Source organism: bacterium (assembly GCA_021372775.1).
Taxonomy (GTDB): domain Bacteria; phylum Acidobacteriota; class Polarisedimenticolia; order J045; family J045; genus JAJFTU01.
In genome coordinates, this window is record JAJFTU010000493.1 from 1 (window position 1) to 4540 (window position 4540).

2 protein-coding genes are annotated in these 4540 nt (G+C 71.8%); both read left to right on the top strand.

Annotated elements, in window-relative coordinates; translation table 11 throughout:
* Positions 1-3484 (top strand): immune inhibitor A (locus LLG88_16790; GenBank protein ID MCE5248564.1); only part of this gene is annotated, 3484 nt, incomplete at its 5' end.
* A 448-nt stretch (positions 3485-3932) separates the two neighbouring features.
* Positions 3933-4540, top strand: a 608-nt coding sequence (locus LLG88_16795; protein ID MCE5248565.1) for a hypothetical protein, incomplete at its 3' end; no start/stop codon positions are given.

Genomic DNA, 4540 nt, shown 5'->3' on the forward strand with positions numbered 1-4540 from the left:
CGCGCGCACCCAGTACTACAACGTCAACAAGATCAAGCAGAAGGCGCTGACCTACCTGCCGTCGAACACCTGGCTCGCGGCGCAGCTGACGATCAACGTCAACGTGAACGACACCTGCAACGCCGGCTGGTCGCCGTCCACCGGGACGCTGAACTTCTTCAAGTCGGGCGGCGGCTGCGCCAACACCGGCGAACTCCCCGGCGTCTCGCTGCACGAGTTCGGCCACGGGCTGGACACGAACGACGGCGACGGCTTCTCGCCGGACAACGGCACCGGCGAGACCTACGGCGACTTCACCGCCGTGCTGCAGACCCACGAGTCGTGCCTCGGCTCGGGTTTCATGCAGGAAGGGGTCTGCGGCGGGTACGGCGACGCCTGCAGGACCTGCAGCGGCGTCCGCGACATCGACTACGCCCAGCACGCGAACCAGATCCCCGTCACGGCCGCGCTGCTCGGCAACGCGACCGGCTTCCACTGCCCGTCGTACCCCTCCTACGCGGGGCCCTGCGGGACGGAAGGACACTGCGAGTCGTACATCGGCAGCGAGTCGCTCTGGGATCTCGTGAACCGCGACCTGCCGGCGGCGGGGCTCGACGTTCCGAGCGCCTGGCAGCTCGTGGACCGACTCTGGTACGCCTCGCGGCCGACGGCGACCGCCAACTACGCCTGCACCAGCGGAACCAGCGGCTTCGTCACCGACGGCTGCGGGGCCGGCAGCCTCTACACGGTGCTGCGGGCGATGGACGACGACGACGGCGACCTGACGAACGGCACGCCGCACGCCGCGGCGATCTACGCCGCGCTCGCGCGCCACGGCATCGCCTGCGGGGCGGCGACCGACGCGACGAACCAGAGCCACGCCGCCTGCGCGGCGCCCGGGAAGCCGACGCTGTCCGGAACGCCGGGCGACGGCCAGGCGGTCCTCGCGTGGACGCCCGTCGCGGGAGCGCAGTCGTACCGCGTGCTGCGGAACGAGGACGGCTGCTCGGCCGGGTTCACGAAGATCGCCGACGTCGCGGGCGGATCGGCGTCGGGCTACACCGACGGAACGCCGCTCAACGACTTGACCTACTACTACCGCGTGGAGGCGCTGGGCGGCTCGGAGTCCTGCGCGGGCCCGGTGAGCGACTGCGCGACGGCGATGCCGGTTTCGCGGACGGCCACGCTGCGGCTCGACCGCTCGTTCGTCGGCTGCGGCGCGTCGCGGATCACCGCGACGCTCGAGGACGCCGATCTCGTCGGCGCGGGGCGGCAGAACGTCTCGGTCTTCTCGACGGTGGACGGGACGCCGTTCGGCCTGACGCTCACGGAGACGGGCGCGGCGACCGGCGTGTTCCGCGGAACCTTCGACACGCTCCTCGGGTCGTCGTCGCAGGGCGGCGCCGTGGCGATCGCCGAGGGGGCGACGGTGACGGTCCGCTACCTCGACGCGGCGCCGTCGGCGCGGACCGTGGACGCCCAACTCGCGGTCGACTGCAGCGCGCCGACCGTCTCGAACGTCGCGACGTCGGCGAGCGACGAATCGCTCACCGTCACCTGGACGACCAACGAGCCGTCGCTCACGAAGCTGCGCTGGGGCGCCGCGGCGCCGCCGGCGACGGATCTCGTCGTGGACGACGGCTACGCGACGAGCCACAGCGCGACGATCACGGGGCTGTCGATGTGCTCCGGCTACGTCTTCGACCTTCTGCTCGAAGACCGCGCGGGGAACGCCGCCGTCGCGGCGAACGGCGGCGCGCACTACGCCGCGCGCACGACCGGGCGGACGTTCGCCTTCGCCGACGACGCCGAGCGCGGCGCGGGGACGTGGACGGCGACGTCGGCTTCCGGTTCGCCGATCGCGACGTCGGCCTGCCGGGCGCACTCCGGGACGCAGTCGTGGAAGTTCGGCGCCGCGTCCTGTTCCACCTCGTATGCGAGTTCGACCGACGCCTCGCTCGTCTCGGCGCCGATCGTCCTCGGCCCCTCGGGCCACGGGATGCGCCTGCGCTTCTGGCAGTGGGTGCAGACCGAATCGGGCTACGACTACAGCTACGTCCAGATCAGCTCGGACGGCGGGAAGACTTGGACGAACCTCGTCCAGCCGTTCGCCGGCGAGAGCGACGGCTGGATCCGTTGGACAATCGATCTGGCGGCCTACACCGGAACGGTGCAGCTCCGCTTCCGCTTCAAGTCGGACTCGTCGGTCAACTACGAGGGGTGGTACGTGGACGACGTCGACGTCAGCGCCCCCTCCGCCTGCGCGGCGGTTCCGCGCCGCGCGGGAACGACGATCCTCGACGCCTGCCACGGAACGGGCACAGCGGCGGACGGCGTCGCCGATCCCGGCGAGCACCTGCGGCTGCCGATGTCGTTCTTCAACGCCGGCGGCGCGCCGGCGACCGGGCTGACGGCGACGCTGGCGACGACCGACGCGCGGGCGACCGTGACGAACGGCTCGACGACGGTGCCGGACATCGCCGGCGGCGCGACGGTCGAGACGGCCTATCCGCCGTTCGCGGTGAAGGTCGGCGGCGGAGCGGGCTGCGGCGCGCAGATTCCGCTGACGCTGAAGCTCGCCGGCGCGGAAGGCTCCTGGACCGAACCGTACGCGCTGCAGATCGGACAAAACATCGTCTCCGGCTCGGCGAAGGCGCTGGACGAGCACTTCGACTACCCGACGGGCGCCGCGTCGACGTGGATGCCGACCGGCTGGGCCGTGACGCACACCGGGTCGCAGGCGAACTGGCTCGTCCTGATGAGCGCGTCGCGCAGCGACTGCACGAGCGACGGCAAGTCGAGCGCGACGCACAGCGGCGGCGCCTACGCGGCCGACGCCTGGCTCTTCTCGACCGCGCTCTCGCTGAAGGCGGGGACGACCTACGCGCTGTCGTTCAACCTCAAGGCCGTCGTCGGAACCGTCAAGCTCGACGTCGCGCTCGGCTCCGCGCAGACGGCGGCGTCGATGACCACGACGCTCTGGACGACGAGCTCCTTCGCCGGCTCGACCTGCACGGCCGAAACGGCGTCGTTCACCGTGCCGAGCGACGGGACGTACTACATCGGGTTCCACGACAAGACGGCGGCCTCCAGCGGGACGGTCGGCGTGGACGACGTCGTCCTCGCCTATCCGACCTACAACTGCGTGATCCACGCCTGCTCGGCGACGCCGCTGCCCGTCCCCGGCGAAACGGCCGCGGCCTCCGGCGCGGCGCTGCTCTGGTCGGGCTCGACGAAGGACACGCTGACATGGGGCGCCAACGCCGACGCGGCGAACGGCTACCGCCTCTACGAAGGGGCGGCGGCTGATCTGACGCACGCCGACGGCGCGCAGGCCAACGCCTGCGTGCGCTGGAGCGGGACGGCGACGACGACGGGGCCGGTGCTGACGGCCGCCCCGGCGGGCGGACAGGTGCAGTGGTTCCTGGTCTCGGGCGTGAACGACGCCGGCGAAGGGCCGGCCGCGGCGGGCTGGAAGATCACCTCCAGCGGCGCCTGCCGCTGACGAGCGGACGGGGGCGCGTCCCCCGGCCGCGCCGGCCGCGGGCCGCGCGGACGACCGAACCCCGGAAGGGCGGGGGGGGCGCGACGAGCGTCCCGGCCCTTCCGGGGTTCTTTTTTTGTCGTGAGACGCGGGATGAGAAGTCGGTCGGGCCCCGGCGCGTCCGGCGAGGGCGAACCGACTGAACGTTGGTCATCGCAACGCTGACCGCAATTCAGTCAACGAAGGCGCCGGAACGCTTGATGGCGTAAAGAACGCCATTTCTCATTAGCGTCTAATGACCGAACGGCCACCGTTCACAACGACTATCAGTCCGAACAAAACACAAGAGAAACGTTTGAAAAGCAGACGCCCGGTGTGAGAATCTCACTCGCCCCGCGGCGGGAACGGGCCGTTCCATCGCCCGCGGGGAGCTGACATTCGCGGTCCAGCCGCGCAGGGAGCCCCGCTCATGGCGTTGCGTCAATGGATCGGCCGGTCCGGCCTCGCGTTCGTTTCGCTTCTCGTTTCCGCCGCGCTCCTCCCGGCGGCGGCGCAGGTCGCCCGCCGCGGCGGCGGCGACCTCGACCGGCTGAAGACCGCCAAGACGGCGGCCGTCGTTCCGACGCGGCACTTGACCGCCGAGCAGGCGGCCGCCCTGAAGGGGACCGGCGCGGTCGCCGCGTTCCGCGCGCTGGCGGCGGCGAGCCCCGCGGGGGCCTGGCGGATGACCTTCGACGCCGCCACCGGGCGGGCCGCCATGCTCGAGGGACGCGAGCCGTGGCTCTCCGGCGCGGCGAATCCGGCGGCCGGGACCGCCGGCGCGCTCCCGGCGGGCGCGGCGACGAAGGACGTGCCCAAGGCGGCGATGGCCGAACGGGCGGTCGCGTTCCTCAAGGCGAACCCGGATCTCTTCGGCGTCGATCCGCGCGACCTGCGGCTGATGGACGGCGCGAGCGGCCCGTTCGGGAACGACGGCTACTTCGTCGACTTCCAGTGGACGCATCGGGGAATCGACGTCGAGAACGCGCACGTCGTCTTCCGCGTCAACCACGGCGCCCTCGTCCAAGTGGGGCAGGA